16 protein-coding genes are annotated in these 18,390 nt (G+C 44.8%); 6 read left to right on the top strand and 10 right to left on the bottom strand.

What is annotated here, in order from left to right:
- Nucleotides 1-236: 236 nt before the first annotated feature.
- The 3 genes from U5K35_RS11230 to U5K35_RS11240 all read right to left on the bottom strand — a co-directional run bounded on the left by U5K35_RS11230 (nt 237) and on the right by U5K35_RS11240 (nt 4,180).
- Nucleotides 237-2,078, bottom strand: coding sequence for a Xaa-Pro dipeptidyl-peptidase (locus tag U5K35_RS11230; RefSeq protein WP_322571554.1), 1,842 nt, complete (start codon nt 2,076-2,078; stop codon nt 237-239).
- A 99-nt stretch (nt 2,079-2,177) separates the two neighbouring features.
- Complete coding sequence (gene era / locus U5K35_RS11235) at nt 2,178-3,059, bottom strand: GTPase Era (RefSeq protein ID WP_322571555.1); 882 nt, start codon at nt 3,057-3,059, stop codon at nt 2,178-2,180.
- A gap of 401 nt (nt 3,060-3,460) precedes the next feature.
- The gene (locus U5K35_RS11240; RefSeq protein WP_322571556.1) at nt 3,461-4,180 is read right to left on the bottom strand and encodes a pyridoxine 5'-phosphate synthase; all 720 of its coding nucleotides are present in this window, start codon (nt 4,178-4,180) and stop codon (nt 3,461-3,463) included.
- 73 nt (nt 4,181-4,253) lie between these two features.
- On the opposite strand from U5K35_RS11240, the gene U5K35_RS11245 reads away from it, so the two are divergent.
- The 4 genes from U5K35_RS11245 (at nt 4,254) to mutL (ending at nt 7,961) form a co-directional block, all read left to right on the top strand.
- Nucleotides 4,254-4,763, top strand: coding sequence for an NlpC/P60 family protein (locus tag U5K35_RS11245; protein WP_322571557.1), 510 nt, complete (start codon nt 4,254-4,256; stop codon nt 4,761-4,763).
- Nucleotides 4,764-5,015: 252 nt separating this feature from the next.
- On the top strand, nt 5,016-5,594 hold the full coding sequence (locus tag U5K35_RS11250; protein WP_322571558.1) for a hypothetical protein: 579 nt from the start codon (nt 5,016-5,018) through the stop codon (nt 5,592-5,594).
- 297 nt (nt 5,595-5,891) lie between these two features.
- A complete protein-coding gene (locus U5K35_RS11255; protein ID WP_322571559.1) occupies nt 5,892-6,107 on the top strand; it encodes a hypothetical protein in 216 nt (71 codons plus the stop codon).
- Nucleotides 6,108-6,140: 33 nt separating this feature from the next.
- A complete protein-coding gene (gene mutL / locus U5K35_RS11260; protein ID WP_322571560.1) occupies nt 6,141-7,961 on the top strand; it encodes a DNA mismatch repair endonuclease MutL in 1,821 nt (606 codons plus the stop codon).
- A gap of 1,215 nt (nt 7,962-9,176) precedes the next feature.
- On the opposite strand, the gene U5K35_RS11265 is transcribed toward mutL, so the two are convergent.
- The 6 genes from U5K35_RS11265 to U5K35_RS11290 form a co-directional block, all read right to left on the bottom strand.
- Nucleotides 9,177-10,016 (bottom strand): 1,4-dihydroxy-2-naphthoyl-CoA synthase, encoded by an 840-nt coding sequence (locus U5K35_RS11265; RefSeq protein ID WP_322571561.1) that lies wholly within the window; start codon nt 10,014-10,016, stop codon nt 9,177-9,179.
- Nucleotides 10,009-10,821 (bottom strand): 2-succinyl-6-hydroxy-2,4-cyclohexadiene-1-carboxylate synthase, encoded by an 813-nt coding sequence (gene menH / locus U5K35_RS11270; protein WP_322571562.1) that lies wholly within the window; start codon nt 10,819-10,821, stop codon nt 10,009-10,011. Before menH ends, U5K35_RS11265 begins: the two co-directional genes overlap by 8 nt.
- A complete protein-coding gene (gene menD, locus U5K35_RS11275) occupies nt 10,822-12,507 on the bottom strand; it encodes a 2-succinyl-5-enolpyruvyl-6-hydroxy-3-cyclohexene-1-carboxylic-acid synthase (RefSeq protein ID WP_322571563.1) in 1,686 nt (561 codons plus the stop codon).
- Nucleotides 12,500-13,954, bottom strand: coding sequence for an isochorismate synthase (locus U5K35_RS11280; protein ID WP_322571564.1), 1,455 nt, complete (start codon nt 13,952-13,954; stop codon nt 12,500-12,502). The genes menD and U5K35_RS11280 overlap by 8 nt, the downstream gene beginning before the upstream one ends.
- A 190-nt stretch (nt 13,955-14,144) precedes the next feature.
- Nucleotides 14,145-14,420: a DUF4290 domain-containing protein gene (locus tag U5K35_RS11285; protein WP_322571565.1), complete on the bottom strand. Its 276-nt coding sequence runs from the start codon at nt 14,418-14,420 to the stop codon at nt 14,145-14,147.
- Between the two features lie 5 nt (nt 14,421-14,425).
- On the bottom strand, nt 14,426-15,664 hold the full coding sequence (locus tag U5K35_RS11290) for a SpoIID/LytB domain-containing protein (RefSeq protein ID WP_322571566.1): 1,239 nt from the start codon (nt 15,662-15,664) through the stop codon (nt 14,426-14,428).
- 103 nt (nt 15,665-15,767) lie between these two features.
- On the opposite strand from U5K35_RS11290, the gene U5K35_RS11295 reads away from it, so the two are divergent.
- Nucleotides 15,768-16,754: a PLP-dependent cysteine synthase family protein gene (locus U5K35_RS11295; protein ID WP_322571567.1), complete on the top strand. Its 987-nt coding sequence runs from the start codon at nt 15,768-15,770 to the stop codon at nt 16,752-16,754.
- 10 nt (nt 16,755-16,764) lie between these two features.
- Here U5K35_RS11295 and mtnA read toward each other — a convergent pair whose 3' ends face one another.
- Nucleotides 16,765-17,814: an S-methyl-5-thioribose-1-phosphate isomerase gene (mtnA, locus tag U5K35_RS11300; protein WP_322571568.1), complete on the bottom strand. Its 1,050-nt coding sequence runs from the start codon at nt 17,812-17,814 to the stop codon at nt 16,765-16,767.
- Nucleotides 17,815-18,103: 289 nt separating this feature from the next.
- On the opposite strand from mtnA, the gene U5K35_RS19715 reads away from it, so the two are divergent.
- A complete protein-coding gene (locus tag U5K35_RS19715) occupies nt 18,104-18,310 on the top strand; it encodes a DUF2892 domain-containing protein (RefSeq protein ID WP_416221631.1) in 207 nt (68 codons plus the stop codon).
- Nucleotides 18,311-18,390 lie beyond the last annotated feature (80 nt).

The following is an 18,390-nucleotide window of genomic DNA, read 5'->3' on the forward strand; positions in this document are numbered from 1 at the left end:
AAAAAAGCCCTGCTGTTTCCAGAGAGCTTTTCAAATTTCTTAATGAAAATGTACCCTCTGCACTATGTGTGATTATGCATACACATACACATGGTGCAGATCATAAAAGTTGCGCTATGTTGGTTTGTAATTTTCATTGCTCTTAAGATAGAACGGTCTTTAATTATAAAGCAAATAATTTTTTTAGAATCAGTAAATAATCAAAATTTGAATTAGTAATCTCAGGTTTGCACTGTCTAATTCATACCCGAGAAGGCGTCCGCTCCATGTACTACCGGCAGAGTAAATGATGTTCTGTCGAGATCGATGGTTAGCTCCGTACCCGGTTGCGGCCAAAGGGTATACTCTTTATCACTGGAAAAAATCAGCAGTCCGATTTTCTGACCTGCAGGGATGATCTGATCATCCGGCTGGAGATCAAACTCCACGGTGTAAAATTCACCGGGTTCGAGCGGCTCGCCGTCACTAAGAGATCTGTAATTTTGCGGATCTGCCCAGCCGCGGGTGATAATATTGTCGGTAATTTGAGAGCCGCGCCCGTCATTCCAGGGTAGGGATACAACCCAAACAGTGAGGTTTGCTGCGGGTTTGTTGCTTGCCATAGTTACAGTAACCGAGGGCTGGCCTGAGATATGTACTGAATCGGAAAGTTCAGGTGTTGTATAAATCAGACGATGGTTAGTCCACTCAGCCTGAGCCAATGCAGAGCCGGTAAAGGAGTAGTTATCGACCAAAGTTTCTGTTCCCTGATTTGATGATTGATTCAAACTCAATCCGCCTCGCTCAGGTGCTCCGGAAGTCGGGTAAAAAGTGACAGGCGAGGCATTCGGATGTGGATAATCTTCATATGCAGTAGGATTCTCCCGGTCATCACCCTCGCGAACGATCCAGGCTCTTTCCAACTCTTCTACACCGTTTTCGATTTCAAAAAGATAGCGTGTAAACCATTTGTTCATCAGTTCATGCGGAGGTTCGCCTCCGTGACCTCCCTGATGGTAGTAGACCATAGCAGGAACTCCCATCTCTTTGAGCTGCTTGTACGCCTCAAAGCTGTGTTCCGGCATTACGTTCCAATCGTTGAAAGCATGCGCCATCAAAGTTGCAGCCTTATAATTGTCCATCTTTTTCAGGTAATTGCGGTCTTCCCAAAAATCGTTGTAATCTCCTGTATTACGGTCCAGACCTTCAGCCATAATTCCGTCTCGCACTGTACGGTTGTTATACTCCCGTTTTGATTCGTCACCGCTGTGAATAAAGTCATATAAAACATCGACGTCTTCACCCAAATATCCTCCCGGTGATCGAACCAGACCGTTGGATCTGTAATACTTATAGAAAGAGGTGACAGGGGCAACCGGAATCACGGCTTTCAATCCGTCAACTCCTGTAGTTGCGGCTGCAAAAGGCAAAAATCCGTTGTATGAAGTTCCGGTCATACCCACATTTCCGTTTGTCCAGAAAGCTTCTACTTGCTCATTTCCATCACGAGTAGTGTATCCATTCGCTTTACCGTTGAGCCACTCTATTACTGCTTTCGGAGCCAGGGCTTCATTTTCGCCACCAACAGTTGGAGAACCATCAGAAAGACCGGTTCCGGGCGACGTTGAGTGAACGACGATAAATCCACGGGGAACCCAAGTAGAGATGTGTGAATTGGAAATTATCGGGCGTTCTCCACGTCTTTGAATCTCGGGCCCCGTTTTTCGGGTTGGAGGATCTTCGCCAAGTTCCTGTTTTACATCCCAGAAGAAATCGTAAGGCGGTCTGGCCGTGCCTGCATAATATGGGCTCGTTTCATAGATGACGGGCAGCTTCAAGTCACCGTTTTCTGTTTGAGCAGGGCGTGTAACAGCAACATGCATGCGATCCAATTCACCATCTCCGTCTGTATCAAACTCTGTTTCAACCCACAGATCGTGGCGGATCCACTCTTCGGAGTTACTAAACTCTTCGATAGCCTGGGCTTGTCCGTCTTCAATTACAGGAACGGTGAGAGTTGACTGCTGAGCCGTTGCCGATGTAATAACAAAAGCGACGAGGATCAGACAATGAAATAGTGAATTAGCAAAATTCTTCATAGATGGATGGACGTTTAGTTCTTGTTATGCTGAAATGTAGAGCAAAAAAATGTAACGATTTGTAATACCGGATAAATATGAACTTGTCTGAGATAATTGTCAATATCCCATATTCCGAACCCAGTTCTCCTTTTCCCGCCACTTTTCGCGCACTTTAACGTGAAGGTCCAGGAATACTTTTTTGCCTATAAAATTCTCAATGGCTTCGCGCGATTTAATACCCAGTTCTTTAATCGCAGCTCCTTTTTTCCCAATTAAAATTCCTTTTTGCGATTTTCGATTGACGATGATATCCGCACTTATTCGGTCTATATCTTCATCGGCCTCGTAACTTATTACATCCACCGTGCAAGAGTAGGGTATCTCTTCCTGGAATTGGAGGAAAACCTGTTCTCTGATGAGTTCCGATACAAAGAATCGTACCGGATGTTCGCTTAAGTCCTCTTTTGGGTAGTAGGGCGGCCCCGGCATTAGCTGAGTGCGTATCGACTCCAGCAACTCTTTAACTCCATTACCCTGAAGTGCTGAAACGTAGTGAATCTCCTTAAATCGTAACTTCTCTTTTAAATCCTCAACTTTCGCTTCTGCTCGAGATCGGCTCGCCTGATCCATCTTATTTACGACCAGAAATATCGGCTTGTTGATACTTCTTAAAAGCTCAATCACCTCATGCGTTGGAAATTTGTCGGTCGGGTCAAAAATGAACAGAATTACATCGGCATCTGCACGGGCTCTTTCAACCGTATTCATCATCGCACGCTGAAGCTCATACTTCGGAGAGATTACACCGGGCGTATCCAAAAAGATAATCTGAGTGTCATCATCCGAATAGATTCCCACTACCTGGTGACGGGTAGTCTGAGGTTTGTGTGTAGTAATGGATATCTTCGTGCCCAGAATATGATTCATCAGCGTAGACTTACCCGCATTCGGTTTCCCAATGAGAGCTACATATCCGGACTTATGTGGTTGATCAGTCAAATTAGTCTATTTGGTTAAAGTGATAAAAAGTCCCCCTTTGAAGGGGAATTTAGGGGGATGATCAATAAAAAAGTGTGAAAAAAAACCTGACCTGTTTGAACCATTCGTTTATGAGACTGTCCAAAAAGGTGTATTTGAAATATGGGTGCTTTTATTATTTAAGTTTACATCGTGAACCTTTTGATTTAGACTTCGTGGATAATCGCGGTTCTGCCACGAAGGCAGGACACGAAGTAGCACGAAGGGCATGTTTCATAAAAATTAAAAATAAACTAAAAAATTCAGGTAGATCTTCGAACATAAATACTTTTTGGACAGCTTCAAATCTTCAAACACATCATAAGAAAATATTACGTAAACGCGTATGGAATTAAGGAATGTGTCAGTAGTTATCAATTCAACTATCCACCCATAATCTTCAAATACTCCTTCACCGTTCGCTCCAATCCCCAAAAGACGGACTTGGATACCAACGCGTGCCCAATACTGATATCGTTCAAATGAGGTACTTCTTCAATTAAAGCGGGCAAATTGTCGAGATTTAAGCCGTGTCCGGCGTTAACCATCATGCCCAGCTCATGAATCAGCTCAGCTCCTTCTCTAAGGCGAACGAGCTCTTTTTTCCGGCTCTTATCATCCTTTGCATTAGCAAAAACACCGGTATGGAGTTCAATCCCATCAGCACCTAATTGATGGGCAAGTTTAATGTCTTCAGGGTTAGGATCCAGGAAGAGGCTTGTTTTGATACCGGTTCCCTCAAACTTCGGGAATACCCTGCTTTCAAAGTCATTATAAACTTTTTTCATGTCGAGGCCGCCTTCAGTTGTAAGCTCCTCGCGGCCTTCGGGAACAAGAGTACACAGTTCCGGTTGGATCTCATTGCAAATTTCAATCATCTCTTCTGTGGCGGCCATCTCAAAATCGAGAGCACCTTTCACAGATTTTTTTAATCGGTAGACATCTTCATCACGTATGTGACGGCGATCACTCCGCAGGTGGAATACGATACCGGCAGCTCCGGCATCTTCACAAACTCTGGCAGCTTCAATAGGATCGGGATAACCTTCACCGCGAGCATTGCGCAGAGTTGCGATGTGATCGATATTTACAAGTAATTGCATGGTTTTGTATTATTCTTTTGTTTTAGCGCAAAGATACAACATCCCATTGCAAATTGTGAACCTGAAAGGCTCTATGGCAACGAAACAATATCCAGGCATTATCATATTTTTATTTCTGCTGACCGGTTGCGGTGTTGTGCCGCGTGATGGCACTCCTCAGTTCCAGCCTTCAGCTTCAGATAACACGCCAATTGCTTCTTCTGTTTCCTCATTTGACCGAGTTGTTAATCAGCTTCACAGCGCCCATCGTGAGTGGGAGGGAACTCCTTACCGTTTAGGCGGAACCGGCATGAACGGAATTGATTGTTCGGCATTTATCCAAGTTGTCTATCGCGATTTTTTCGGCGAGGATCTGCCACGGAATACACGTGAACAGCTTGGGGAAGGTTCGGGAGTGAGAAGAGGGAGTATACGGCCGGGCGACCTGATCTTCTTCCGAACAAGCCGGAATGTACTGCACGTGGGGATAGCAATGGAGGATGGCGATTTTCTGCACGCATCCGTATCAAACGGAGTGATGATTTCTAACTTATCTGAACCGTATTGGGCCGGAAAGTATCTGGGAACAAGGAGAGTTCTATGATCTAATTCGGCGCAGAATAAATTTTAAAACCGGCGAGTATATAAGTATAGTGTGGCGTTCAGGTCTCTGCAAAACTCAGCGAAGTATTCAGCGGCACTCTGCGAGAAAAAGAGTTGGATAACGATTTTGAACTTGAAATGGAAATCAATAGAAAGCAGTATTAAATAGCTGTTCATGCATGCATAAGTGTCGAATTATTAACTAATTAGATTTGTTGATAGAGTGAATCACAAAGCAAAAAAACAGTTTACTATGTCTACAGATAAATTAAAAGATTATACAGCAGATCTATTAACTCTTGAAACTCATCTCTTTAATGCAGTGAAGAAGCAGCGCACCAGTGAAAGGGTGAGTGACAATGATGCCATGAAGTTGATGAACGAGCTTGATCAGATACTCAGAAATCAGATCGACGCACTCGAAAGTCATCTCGATAAATTAGGCGGAGGACGAAAATCAGATCTCAAGGAACTGCTCGGCAGTTTTTCAGGACTAGCGGCCGGACTTATCGATACCGTACGAAAAGATCCGGTATCCAAAATGTTAAGAGATGATTACACAGCGCTCTCCATGCTGGCAACAGGTTATACAATGTTGCACACACACGCCTTGGCGTCAGATGATAGCGACTTGGCAGATCTTGCTTTAAATCATCTTGGTGAAATAACACCTGTTATTACTGAAATCAGCAGAGTGTTGCCACTGGTTGTTGCCCGGGAATCAAACGATCTGGATGCGGACAAATCTGAAGAGATTGGCCGGAAGGCAATGGAGAACACTCAGAGAATGTGGGATGCAGAGCAGATAAAGAAAGAGCCCATAGTAGCCTGAGATCTTTTTCATTCATAATAATTTCAGCCCTCCCATAAACCGGGAGGGTTTTTTTATTTTAAGTTCGGATAAGATGAAAATTCCGGAAAGGCTTACTTTTTTAGATATGAGAAACTATTTCAAAAATTGGATAACGAGCTGAGATAGATTAAAAACGAATCAGTGGATTGAGGGTTAAAGTATGTTAAAGTATAACGAGTGGATTTACAGAAAAAAATGCACATTTCGCGGTTCAAATTGTATCTTTACACCACAGTGCGTTTTTGTTCGTTAAAAGGTAAATAACGGAGATTTATTATGATCAGACCTATGATGGGGCGCAGAACCAAGCCCAAAAAATTTGATATGCCTCTCAGGTATTATGATCCTGAAGAGGAGGAAAAACGAAAGAGACGCATCCATATCAAAACCCGAAGTTTGAGCCGCAGGCAGCGTGAGAAAAGTCAGAATGTTCGAATTTTGGTTTATGCCGTTGGACTCGCCGCGGTTATATTTTTGATGTATATCCTATAAGCAATTGAAACAAAAATCTTCAAAGTTAAGCAGTTGAATCAAACCGAAGATAAGGGGCAGTCTATTATTCACACGATGCCTCCGGAGCTTTCCAACAAAATTGCAGCAGGCGAAGTGATACAGCGTCCTGCTTCTGTAGCTAAAGAACTTCTCGATAATGCCGTTGACGCCGGTGCAGATAAAATCAAGCTAATTGTACAGCAAGCCGGTCGGACACTCATTCAGGTTATAGATAACGGGAGTGGAATGACTCCCGAAGATGCCCGACTCTGTTTTGAACGTCACGCCACGTCGAAAATTCAATCTGTGGAAGATCTGTTTCGTATCCGAACGATGGGGTTTCGCGGGGAAGCTATGGCATCCATTGCTTCCATCTCTCAGGTTGAGATGAAAACCAAAAGAATGGGAGATGAATCAGGAATTCTACTTGAGATTTGGGGAGGAGGGGAGAAACGCTTTGAGCCTGTTGCAACAGATGATGGAACCTCCGTTGCCATTCGAAACCTGTTTTATAATGTCCCCGCCAGACGTCAATTCCTAAAAACCGATGCTACGGAGCTGAAACACATTATTCGCGTGTTTCAAAACATCGCTTTGGCGAATACCGATATTGAATTTGAACTGCATGCCGATGGTGATAGAATCTATCACTTGCCTAACCAGGAGTTGAAGCAGAGAGTGGCCGATATATTCGGTAAGCAGTATCGTGCCAGCCTGATACCATTTAGTGAAGAGACCAGCTATGTAAAAATTCATGGGTTGCTTGCCGACCCAAAGCTGGCAAAAAAGTCGCGCGGTGAACAGTTTTTATTTGTGAACGGCCGGCCGTTTCAGCACCGATATCTCAGCTATGTGATTTTGAGCCTTTACGATGCCTGGACAAAGCAGAATGAGTATCCCTTTTACGCGATCTATTTGGAAATTGAACCCTCCCAGGTTGATGTAAATGTGCATCCGGCCAAGATGGAAGTGAAATTTGATGATGAACGAAGCATCACGCAGCTGGTGCGATCGGTTGTAAAAAAAGCACTCAATGAACATTTTGTAGTTCCGGATGTCGGGAAATCCGACTTTATGGAAAATGATTTTGATCTCAGTTTTGATCAGATTGGTCAAAGCGACAACACCGGGAGTCAGCATTTCCAGCAGCGGGGTCGCCCTTCAGAGCCGGTTCAGTTTCCTTCGAGGATCAATTTCGGAAAATCGTCGGGACAGGATGGAGACGAATCAGCGCGACAGCTTTACGGGGAAGCTGAGCAGAATGAAGAGAGTAAGAGCAGATCTGCAAGCCGCGATAAAACCTTCTGGCAGCTTCACAACCGGTATATTCTAACTCAAACCCGTACCGGATTGACGGTAATTGATCAGCACGCGGCGCATAAACGGATTATTTACGAAAATACATTGAGTGCTACAGAAGAATCCCTGCCGTTTACTCAACAGCTGCTGTTTGCCCGTACGATTGAGTTGAGTGCATCTGAATTTTCACTGCTTGAAGAGCTGCTTCCCATCATTCAGCGAATGGGTTTTAGTATAGACCTGCTGAGTGGAAATACAGCCATTATCAACGGAGTGCCGGCCGATATCGATATTGGAGATGAGCGTCAGGTACTGAGGGATATGCTTCATCAATACCGCGATCTGGATAAAACCCTGAAGCTTGAGGCCCGGGAGAAAGTGGCGATAGCATTTGCATCAAGGACAGCTATTCCAAGAGGCAAACGCCTGACTGAACAGGAGATGGAGCTTCTGATTGATCAGCTCTTTGCCTGCGAAGAGCCGTACAAAGATCCCCTTCAGCATCCAACACTGATGTACATGTCGATGGAAGAGATTATGCGAAGGTTTCGGTGAAATTCGTCTAACGATTTTTTAAAAAAAAGCACATCTTTAAACTTTAAGTCGTCATTTCGTTTCTCTGTAAAATAATCATAAACCGAGGAACAGTAACTTCGTAATGCACGATAAACCGTAGGTATGTCTGCAACTCGATACAAAGTAACTACTTCGTTCCTCTCTGCGCTCGACAAGACAGGCGCGGGCCAGTTCAGAGCGCGGCGTCTGATATTTTGGAGCCGGGATAGATTATGTATTACGCCGCGTAGTGAATGTTGAAGTTACACGCATTTTAAGCGGCGGTGTTGTCTGAGTCTAACTTCTAATAGATAATCGAATCCGCCGCGAATGTAATAGACGGTACTGCTGTCATCGTCGAGCGGAGCCCGTCTTCTGGGACGAAGCCGAGACATCTCCGTGTTATGGCTTTTGCTCCAAAATGCTACCGCCTCTTCTCTACCCATCACTTCAAATGACTCCCACTATTCGGCGGTGAACTTGTATCGCATTTTAACCCCGGATTGCGCTTTGCTTATCCGGGGCTAATCATATTAAACCCTTTCAGGGTTGGTTGTATAACAAACCGCTCAGTGAATAAGAGGTCGTTCAAATGCTGTATGCAGTGAGATAAGTTTGATGGAAAAACCCCGACTGGGGTTTAATGTCAATAGCCTCGGGTTGAGTAAAACGAAACCCGGGGATATGAATGGTTTCATTAGTATTTCGCCGAACAGAGAGAGATTTGTGAGTAGGTGATAAAGTAGAGGCGTTTGTTTGGAAATGAATTTCAAACCTCGTCTGACAACTTACTTTAGTATCCAATTTGGTTTTCTAAAAACCGTTGGGATTTCTCGACTACACTCGTCTCCGTCGCAATCAAAACAGCGGTATGCTGTCTTGTCGAGCGGAGGCCCGCTTTTGGGGCGAAGTCGAGACATCTCCAATTAACTGCTAGTGTTTAAATCTTATCCCTGTTTAACTCGTCAGTCGAGAAACACACCCCTGTATTTCGAAAGTCATGCTTCGCATTCTTTCTCTCGAGCCTTCCTGCGCTAAAGCTTCGGCAGACAGGAGGGGATAAGCGAAGACGTAAGCACAAAGTGCGGCTCTCGAGCCTTCCTGCGCTAAAGCTTCGGCAGACAGGAGGGGATAAGCGAAGACGTAAGCACAAAGTGCGGTTCGGTAAGCGAGGGGTGTGATAAACGATATCAACCCGACAGTCGAGGGATCAGATTACAAACTCAACCAGGGGAATTTCTTGAAGTTTGGTTTTCTCTTCTCCAGAAATGCTTTTCGTCCCTCTTCAGCTTCTTCGGTCATGTAAGCCAGCCGGGTGGCTTCGCCCGAAAATACCTGCTGACCCACCATCCCATCGTCCACCAGGTTGAAAGCGAATTTGATCATGCGAATGGCGGTCGGACTCTTTCCAAGAATCTCCTGAGCCCATTCAAATGCGGTCTCTTCCAGCTCTTCATGAGGGACCACTTCATTTACCATTCCCATTTCGTACGCTTCCTGGGCTGAATAATCTCGTCCAAGGAAGAAGATTTCTCGTGCCCGCTTTTGACCTACCTGACGAGCCAACAGTGCTGAGCCGAATCCACCGTCAAAACTGGCCACATCAGCGTCTGTCTGCTTAAAGATGCCGTGCTCTTTACTGGCAAGCGTAAGATCGCAAACCACGTGCAGGCTGTGTCCGCCGCCAACTGCCCAGCCCGGAACCACACAGATCACCACCTTGCTCATAAAACGGATGAGCCGCTGGATGTCGAGCACGTTGAGACGCTGAACGCCATCCACTCCCTCGTAGCCCTGCTTGCCGCGTACTTTCTGGTCACCGCCGGAGCAAAACGCCCAGCCACCGTCTTTTTCTGAGGGACCTTCACCGGAGAGTAATATCACACCAATCGATGTATCCTCCCGGGCATCGATCAGGGCCTCTTCCAGTTCAAACAGGGTTTTCGGACGAAAGGCGTTACGTACTTCCGGACGGTTAAACGCGATACGGGCTACGCCATCACGTTTTCTATAGGTGATATCTTCGTAATCTTTTACGGTTTTCCAGTCAGACATAATGTTCAGTAATAAAAGTTTTTAAAATTTGAATCCAGATATCGGGCTGATCAGTGTGTACCCGGTGGCCGGCTTTTTCAACAATCTGAAAAGTTGAATCATTGCACCGTTTGGAAATCGAATCCATCCGATCAACATATTTTGTGTCATATTCTCCGGCAATAAGATAGAGAGGATGCTGCACATCTTGCAACTTATCACAAACATGCGGCATGGTTCCCGCCCCGAAACCTCGTAACGATGCAGCCAAACATTCAGGCTTTTGACTTTCCATGATTGATCGGTAAGCTTTTTTGGCATCATCCGGAGTGTGTTTAAAGAGCGGAAGATTTACCCATTCGTTAATAAACCTTTCAAAGTTGTTCAGAATCGATTCAGCCCGAAGTTCATCAACTGTGATGCGCTGGTTTCTCTCATTTTCTGAGCTCAAGCCGCAGTGTGTACTTTCAAAAATGGCTCCGTCAAAAAGGTTCGGATAGGTGGTTATCAACTGAAACAGCAGTCTTCCGCCCATGCTGTATCCAAATGCAAAAAGCCGATCAAAAGAGAGCCGGTCCAGAATTGATTTTATCTGCGATACCTGTCGATCGGCATGAAAAATCTCTTTGTCAGCCGGGGTCTCAGTTTTTCCGTGACCTGCAAGATCAATGGTGATTGGATTGCAAAACGACTTTAGTTTGTCAATCAGTGGATCAAAAACTTCACCCGAGCCCATAAAGCCGTGAAAGAGAATCAGGTGCGGGAGTGAGCTATCGGCTTGGTGGATGGTTAGGTGGTAGGAAACTCCATCGGCATAAAGTTTCATCTACATCTCCCAAAGTGTGCGTCTCAGGTTCATGCTTTCGTCGGGGTCTGTTACAAACTCTACGATTTGAGATCCATTCACGCTGCTTGGATCGAAGGAGTTCAGTTCATTCCCGGAACTAATTCGATTGAACGATATCTGATGCGCTTCGGCCAGATTTTGAATATCGACATTTTGCGGAGTGATGAAATAGTCCTGAAAGTACTCCTCGTTCTCAGAAACCGGCAGCATTTTGAAAATATTTCCACCGCCATTGTTGATTACGGCAATGATGAAAGGGTGCTGAATATTTTTTAGACTCAGAAGCGCATTGGAGTCGTGCAGGAATGCGAGATCACCGGTAATACAGCAGGTTGGCATCTCAGTTGAACCGGCAATTCCAATGGCCGTTGAGATGATGCCATCGATTCCGGCCGCTCCGCGATTCACAAACTGTCTATTGCCTGATTCTCCGAACATCGCCATATCGCGCGGTATAAAAGAGTTGGAGAGCATCACGTTCCAATCGTTTGTCAAACGGTCTGATAGATGATGAAAAACGTGTCCGTCGGTTAATGCTTCTGTTTTTCCTATGAATTCGTTGAGCCGTTCATTGGCGGATTTATCTGTTCTCTTCCAAAGTGTAAGCCAATCCGGATCTGCATTAAATTGGATTTCTTCTAAATCAATTTGATCAGACAGCTGACACTCAATTTTATGTGTCACGCTCATAGCGTGATCCTGCGTAGATCTTCGGGCTGCGAAGTGAATAGTGGGAACGTCGCTCCAATCTTCCAGCGCAACAAGCATCGACTTAGTGAAGGGCTGATCACCAAAACGCAGAATTAAATCCGGTTGCAGTGAATTCCTCTTCTCTTTTGATCTCAGGAACTGTTCGAACCGATGAATCTGAAATTCACTGTCTGATATACCGCTGCCGGGCTCGGCAATGACCGGGGCATCCAGCAGGTCGGCAAAGGTTTGAATCTGACTTGTGAGTCGATGCGCGGGATCAGCCGGGCCGGCGATGATCAATGGTTTTTTGGAATCAGAAATCAAATCTAAAATATCCTGGTGCAAACGAATCTGACGGCTGGATGTCTGATGAACAGCTTCTGAATCTTTTTTGGGGAGGATTTCGGATAAGCGATTCTTTTCAGACTCAATCTCTTCTAAAGTTGGCTCAAGCGGCTTTCGAAACGGAAAGTTGATATGTGATGCCCCACCGGATGCGATTGAGGTTTCTAGAGCTTGTCCGGCTGCGTATCGGAGTCTTTTCAAGTCGGCCGAATCAAATTGTGGTTCGCCGGCTTCGTGGAAAAAAACAGCCTGATCACCATAAAGTTTGATCTGATCCACGGTTTGGGAACTCCCGATTCCCCGTAAGTTTGGAGGACGATCGGCTGTAAGTACAATCATTGGCACGCCGGACTCTTTCGCCTCAGTGATGGCCGGCATGTAGTTGGCCGCGGCTGTGCCCGAAGTACAGATTAACAGTGCGGGAATTCCGGTAGCTTTTCCAATGCCCAGTGCAATAAATCCGGCTGAGCGTTCATCCAGAACAATCTGTTTTTTAATACCGGGATGAATAGCTGCAGCGAAGGTGAGGGGAGTGGACCGCGATCCGGGTGAGATGATGGCATGTCTGACTCCATGCTGATAGAGTGCATTGAGAAATTCGGACGTCCACCGGAGATGGCTATTCATAGTGGTGGTGTGCCCCGGTTAATGAATCCATCATCGGCTTGAATTTCAGCAGAGTTTCATTCCACTCCTTTTCCGGATCAGAATCAGATACAATTCCGCATCCGGCATACAGTGTAGCACGATTTTCGTGAAGAAGTGCACTTCGGATGGCCACGGCGAACTCTCCGCATCCATTCAGGTTAAACCATCCGATAGGCGCGGCATACCAGCCTCTGTCCAGCTGTTCAATTTCATGAATGTGGGAAACAGCATCTTCCCTTGGAAACCCGCCTACTGCAGGCGTGGGATGTAGTTCCTGTATCAAATCGTGAATTAACACACCTTTTTTAATAGAAGCCGAAATAGGCGTAAACAGATGCTGAACGTTTTTAAGCTTTTTAATCTGAGGCTTGTTTGGATGATCAATATTCTCACTCAAGGGTTTCAGATTTTCCTGAATGGCTTTAACCACAAATTGATGCTCTTCGCGATCCTTTGAGCTGCTGAGAAGATCGTTTGCCAGAATTTCATCTTCCATTGCGCTTCGTCCGCGCGATCTGCTGCCGGCCAGTCCTTCAGTCATGAAAATCTTATTTCTGAACGAAGCAAGACGTTCGGGAGTGGCACCGATAAAGGCTGTATCAGAATCCTTTTGAATCATAAAATTGAAGCATTCCGGATATTTCTGACGCAACTGATGAGTAAGCAGTGTGAAAATCGGTTTGTGGCGCGACTCAACTTCAACGGATCGAGCCAGCACAATTTTTTCAAATTTCTGATCGGCAATCATCTTCCGGGCTCTTTCCACCTTTTTAATCCAGCGGCCTTTGTCCTCGGGTGATTGCAGCGTACAGAGAATGGAATTTTTGGAAGTTTCCCTGATACTTTGATTTTGAAGCTTCCCTGAAAGATTTAAAAAATCGGTAATACGACTGATAATCTCCTGGTAAATCTCATCGGGTGTACAACTGTTTTTATCAATTGTGAGAGTAAGCAGATGCAGTTTCCCGTTGCGAATGATCATCCATTCAGGCAGGACGAATCGCGCACCTCCGAACTTTTTCCACACGTTACCTACGTTATGATCAGAAAAGGAGTAGCCTCCTAAAAAAAGCGGCCCGGCCATGGAGTGCTTGATCGCAGTATATGCGTCAATTTCCTCTTTCATGGATCGGGTTTGAGATGAGATTTCGGAAAATCGGTCCTTGCCAGTCGATTTCAGTTCCCGGATACATCCGGCTGCAGAAATGGAAATATCATTCTCAGGGTGATCCCAATAAAATTGCTGTTCATATTCATCATTTAATTCCAGTGCGGCGAGGGGATCAATGGCTGCTATAGGAAGAGTGACAGAAAGTACAGGCTTATCGGATTTTTCGACCTCTTTTAAAAAACCTGTAAATGACGGAGAGTCAAGCGCTTCTATAAACTCTGTCGGTGTTATGTGGTCTGAATATGGTAGATTCATATAAATTCAATACATCTAAATCTTTCAATACTTTCAATATAAATTGAAAGTTCATCATTCCAAAACATTAAATTTCAGGTATCCTATTGAAAGACAGTATAGTTACACAACTTGTATAATCAAGAATTTGACTAACCGATGGGCTTCGATGCCATGAATTCTATACGGATAATTCCGAGCATCTTGTTACTTATTCAGCGTCATCCTGTTGTCCGCTATCAAACGGATTCTGGATTCCATAGTCATTCGGATTATAGTCAGCGAGTTCAAAGTAGTAATCCCAAGCCAGCCGGCTTTGTCCGTTTTTTTCTACCCAGTTAGGATGGCTCTGTTTAATCAGACCTACCACGCGTTTAGCGTAACGAATTCGCTCTTGATGATCATCTATTCTCGGAATTGCTGCAATCATCAGATCCAGGTTATATCCGCAGTCGTAGTCTTTTGGTTTGTCTTGTTCGAGAAACATAGTGTTTAATTAGAGAGGGCTATTTTTTGTTCTTCAATGTCGTTCAAATCTACAATTTTTGTACCACTAAAGTAAAATGATAAAATATCGGAGTAGTTCCACCCGGCATTGGCAAATCCTTTGGCTCCCCATTGACACATTCCCACACCGTGACCCAGGCCATTGCCTGATATATGAATTCTGCTTCCGTTTTGATGAACAGTAAATAGAGTACTTTTTAAAGTCATGTTATCAAAGTGTCTGTTGATGATGAGTCTGAACTCATTTCCGGCAAACGTTAGTTCTTTGCTGAACCTGTCGTAAAATGTAATTGTGCTGACCCTTCCTGACGGATGAGTTTGTATATCAAAATCTACCGGTGTGAACGCGTAACGGGCTTTGATGAAATCGAAAAAATCCTTGGTTGAAAGCTCTGTTTCCCACTCGTAGTGAGGAGAGAGGCTACACATTTGCCGATCGTTAATCGGGTTCAGGTAAGGCAAATCCGGCCCGGTCCACATTTCACTGTTATTTCCGGTGGTACCTCCGCATGTGCTGGAGTAGGCGGCCAGAATCAATTTGTTGCTCCACGTCAGTATTTCACCGGCAGTGGCTTGCGCCGCTTCAGCGTAATCCGGGCGGCTGATTAATTCGCCTTTGTATACCTGATTTTGCTCGTGATCTTTCAGATGAAAACCGGGCCATGCGCTTTTATGCATACTCCAAAGCGTGTAGGTTCGCGATACAACGGCCTGACTCTTGAGCGCATCCATCTCCCTGAAGTTCATCTCACTGCCAATCACAGAGGTAACATAGTCTTCCAAACCAACAGCATTGATCATTTGTAAGCCGGCTCGGTCTCTGAACTCAATTTCCAAATCTCCCCGGTAGTAGCGAGTTGAAGTTTCCTGTGAGAAAAGTTGAATAAGTCCGCCCTGATTATGAATAGTAAGCTTTTTTGACTGCTCAGAAATACCACCCTTTTTGAAAGTGACTCCATCAGTGCCGAGATACACAAACACAAAGCCATCTCCGGGTTTGAGAGTGATCTCACGCTCATCCAACTGAAATGATAGTGGCGCATCTTTTGCATTGATTCTGATCACATTCGGGTTTTCCTTTTCTAAAATTAATACTCGAACAGTTCCGGTTTCTGTGAGATCGAGATAATTTTCCGGGTGATTAAGTGTGCTCTCAATGAACGTATCAAAAAAGGGCAGTCCGATCAGAAGCAGGTATAGCAGGGTAAAATAGTGCTGAGTCATGAGCGTTTCAGGCTCCGGTCCAATAGATGATTGATTACAATTTCGGCATCAAAAATTACTATATTTTGCGCAAAAGTTTATCAGTTCAAAGAGATTATAAAAAATGATTCACAATTCAATTATAGATGCTATTGGAAATACCCCGCTTGTTCGACTGAACAGCGTTACAGATGGGTTAAAATTAACGGTTGCTGCAAAAGTGGAGTATCTCAATCCGGGACAGAGTGTAAAAGATCGGATTGCCCTTAAAATGATTGATGATGCCGAAGAGCAGGGATTGATCAAACCGGGCGGAACCATCATTGAGGGGACGTCAGGTAATACAGGTATGGGCTTAGCCCTGGTTGCTGCTGTTCGGGGTTACAAGTGTATTTTTACTACCACAGATAAGCAGAGTCAGGAGAAGGTTGATCTGCTTCGGGCATTAGGTGCCAGGGTTGAAGTGTGTCCGACCAACGTTGAACCGGATGATCCGCGAAGCTACTACTCTGTTGCTAAGCGACTAAGTGAAGAGATTCCAAATTCGTACTACCCGAATCAGTACGATAACCTGAGTAATAAACAGGCTCACTACGAAACGACCGGGCCTGAAGTCTGGGAACAGACAGAAGGAAAAGTGACGCACTATGTAGCCGGAATGGGAACCGGAGGAACGGTTACCGGAGCTTCGAAATATTTGAAGGAGCAGAATCCCGATGTGAAAGTAATCGGAGTAGACAGCGTTGGATCGGTGTACAAAAAATATTTTGAAACCGGCGAGTACGACAAGAGCGAAGTCAAACCATATCTGACGGAAGGTATCGGAGAGGACATCATTCCCAAAAATGTGGATATAGATCTTTTGGATGCCGTTGTTCAAGTGGGAGATAAGGATGCATTTCAAATGACCCGGCGCCTCGCAAAAGAGGAAGGATTGTTTATTGGGGGATCATGCGGCGCCGCCGTTTATGGCGCTTTGCAGTATGCCCGTGAAAATAACCTGGGAGAAAATGACCTGATGGTCGTGATTCTGCCCGACAGCGGAACGCGCTACACATCCAAAGTTTATAACGATGAGTGGATGAAGAAGCACGGGTTTTTAGACAATTGAGAGCTTAGTTTCACCCAAACAGTTTCTCGAAATTGGTTTTATAGTTGGGCTTGATTACTCCTTTTTCTGTGATAATCGCTGTAATCAAGTGGTTTGGAGTCACATCAAAAGCCGGGTTGTAGACATCCACTTTATCAGGAGCGGTCTGTTTATTTCCAAAATTGGTGACCTCATCCGCATCTCTTTGTTCAATTTCAATTTCATCACCTGTTTCTAAATCCATGTCGATAGTGGAGTAGGGGGCCGCCACATAGAATGGAATATTGTGGGCGTTAGCCAAAACGGCCAGCGAGTAGGTTCCGATTTTATTGGCTGTGTCTCCGTTTTTCGTAATACGATCGGCCCCGAGAATCACCAGGTCTACTTTTCCCTGCTGCATCAAAAATGCCGCTGCCGAGTCAACATTTAGCTTGAAGGGAATCTCCGCTTTTTGAAGCTCCCATGCGGTCAATCGTGAACCCTGAAGCAGAGGCCGGGTCTCATCAACCCAAACCTGTTTCAACTTGCCGGCATGATGTGCGTGTAAAATCACGGAAAATGCCGTTCCGAATTCTCCTGTTGCCAAACCGCCGGTATTGCAGTGAGTTAAGATTTTGGCATCATCGGGTATCAGCTCCAGTCCGTTTTCTCCGATTGATTTGCACAGTCTGCGATCTTCGTTGTGAATAGTAACTGCAGTTTTTAAAACGATCTCTTTAATCTCTTCGATCGGTTTCTCTTTTGCTGCATAGATGGTAGCCATCAAACGTTTCAGAGCCCATGATAAATTTACAGCTGTTGGCCTTGCTGAGTTCAGGTACTCAGACAAGCGATCGGCTTCGTTATAAAATGAGTCGAACGTTCCTTCCTTCAAATCCTTCACGCCGAGATAGAGTCCATAGGCACCCGTTATACCGATTGCAGGCGCACCGCGCACTTTCATTTTTTTGATGGCATCCCAAACTTGTCCGGCTGTGTTCAGATCAATAAAAACTTCCCGCTCGGGCAGGAAAGTTTGATCAATAATGGTTACACGATCTTCATTCCAAGTAATCGATTGAAAAGGTGGTTTAAAGTCCATAGTAAGGTATAAATTCATTTTAAAAATTTAGTGAAATATAGCAAAAAGATGGCAGCATCACGGTACTCTACATTGGCGAATACAACCATCTATTGTGCATAGGGATTTCCCCTATGCGCTGCTAGTGGCAGGTACCATAATGCGATCAGGATCGGCATGTGGTGAAGGTATTAGAAGGATTCTTATCATATAAGCAGAGACAAGAAGGGATGAAGATGATGAAGCCAAAAATCGAAAGGTTTGAAATTTCGTCAATCTGTTAATAAATAAAATATGAGAGGTTGACATGATGATTTTAAAGAAAAATGTAGGATACATCGATTCGATTATTCGAGTGATTATTGGCGCTCTTATGGTTGGTGTAGGTTTATATTTCGACAGCTACTGGGGATTTATAGGATTAATTCTAGTTTTCTCAGGCGCAGTTTCGTACTGCCCGGTTTACCGGCTGCTGAAAATGGAAACCACTAGGCCAAATATGGAAAGAGCAAACTGAAATTTGTTTGATTGACAAATGCTTACACAGTGATGCAGGCGTATCCCGTCTGCTATCATATCTGTCGAGATAGGTTAAGA

It is taken from the genome of Rhodohalobacter sp. (genome assembly GCF_034521535.1).
In the GTDB taxonomy this organism is placed as follows: domain Bacteria; phylum Bacteroidota; class Rhodothermia; order Balneolales; family Balneolaceae; genus Rhodohalobacter.